2 protein-coding genes are annotated in these 1,947 nt (G+C 60.1%); both read left to right on the forward strand.

From position 1 onward, the window contains the following. On the forward strand, positions 1–398 hold a 398-nt coding region (locus tag ABWQ00_RS15925; protein WP_353239635.1), incomplete at its 5' end, for a hypothetical protein. A 593-nt stretch (positions 399–991) separates the two neighbouring features. Then, entirely contained in the window at positions 992–1,423 is a 432-nt protein-coding gene (locus tag ABWQ00_RS15930; protein ID WP_353239636.1) for a hypothetical protein, read from the forward strand. Positions 1,424–1,947 lie beyond the last annotated feature (524 nt).

Here is a 1,947-nt window from a genome sequence, read left to right on the forward strand (position 1 = left end):
GGCGAGTGGTTGCGCACCGCAAAGCACGCCTTCAAGGAGTTCAACGCGGCGGCCTCGACCGCCGCCGGAAGAACACGGCCGAGCAGCGGAGGCTCCTCAGCCCGTTCTGCAAGACAGTGCCGTCTGCAGTGCACAGCATCTTGTACGACGACCTCGCCGACGTGCCGCACAACGACCACCCCTTGACTGTGCACGAGCAGACCAGTTTCGCTGAAGTCTCCCACCCACTCATCTGGCGCGGCAGAAGCGTTGGATGTGCAAAGTGGAGCGAGACGATGACCCCACGCTTGGCGGGCACCGAAGCGCTGCAGCTACAGTGCGGTCAGGCCATGGACCTCGAAGGCGGTGCGACGGGGAACCTCCTCCGGTTCCAGTGGGGAGCGGAGGCGCCACAGTGATGCGATGACGATGAATGGTTGCCGCCAAGCCGTAAGTTCTGCAATCGCGATTCTCGTTTGATGTGTTGTGCCGCATAATACTGTCGATCAGGCTTCAGTCAGGCTTCAGTCAAGCTTCAGTCACACTTCAGTCAAATGTCAGTCACGCGTTCTTCGCGTTACCAGTCAAGGTCCGCACACTAGTCTGTTTGCCTTTAGTCCGGTTCCAAGTACACTTGGTGAAGGCGTCGGACATGTGTCAGAGGCGTTTTCACACGTTGTCGCCGTTCGGAGGAGCGCTCGCGTTGCACGCACCTTGTTTGCACCGATTCTTGGCACGGTCTTCGTCATTCTGTCATTTTTCGTGTTTGAGAGACAACAAAACAGAAGGGCTCACTACTTAAATCAATCACATTCCCCTCAACCGCCAGGCGCCGCCGGCGGGGCACCCGCGCTGGTGGAGCGACCTCGCTGTTGCGCTCTCGCTGCCGGACGACATCGCCCCCGACTGCCCGACGGCGTTCGCTCACCCGTGGTTGCTCGTCGTGCGGACCGCGCAGAACCTCGGCGGGGCGAACCAGCTGCCACTGATGGGTCTCGGAGGCTTTGTCTCTGTGCTCTCCGGCAAGTTGTGGATGTTGTTCCTCACGTCCTCCACCGTCGACAACGCCGAGGGGCAGATCGTGCCAACCCTCCGGAAGGTCTCCGCCACGCAGATTGCTTCTTGGTGCGACAACAAGGAGTGCATGCATTGCCTCGTCAGCGCCGGCGAGATCGTCTACATCCCAGTGAATTGGACCGCTTGGCTTCTCGGTGTTGTCGTGCAGGAAACCTCGCCCAGCAAGGGAGCGACCAGCATCTGGTGGCCCGCGCCGCGTTTGAAAGCAGTCGCCTCGTTCAGCGACGACCAGCTCTGCGGCGTCAATCACGCCATGGCCGCAGCCGAGTCCCTCAAGGACATCAAGCAGTGGAGAACCTTCGCCAACCTGAAGGAGTCCATCTGGCCGAGTTGGACGCCGCACAGCGCCCCAGGCACGCAGATCTAGCGCCTCGGCTTCAGAGGCGCCGACGCCTGCAGCGGCCGCTCCCGCCATCCCCGCACGCGAGCAAACCTCATCAGAATGTCGGCGAATGCGATGCCATGAAAAACGTGTCGAGCGCCCGTCACCGTCAATATCACCATCGCCATCATCAGTCGCACACACGTCACAGTCAACCACGCCGTCACTGCCGTGGCCCACCTTCTGTAGCTCTCACAGTTCGCTTATGCGGTTTTGCTCAAGGAGTTTCTCTTCAAAAATGTTTCAGTCAACCTTCAGTCAATCTTCAGTCAACCTTCAGTCAACGGTCGCTCCGGAAATATCACTTTGGGCGCCTCCTTTGGTAGACTACGGCATTCTCGCGGCCACGCGGACGCTCCGCTGCAGTTTTTTTTCCGGTACACGCCCGCAGCGGTTCCATACAGACCGGCCTGGCTCTCCGGAGGCTCCGTGTTGGCGTGTTTTTGTCGTGGCGGGGACTGGCTTTGTGCCGGCAGCGAGCCCACGCCTTACCAGTACATGTCTCCACT

It is taken from the genome of Limnohabitans sp. (genome assembly GCF_040400975.1).
GTDB lineage: Bacteria > Pseudomonadota > Gammaproteobacteria > Burkholderiales > Burkholderiaceae_C > Limnohabitans_A.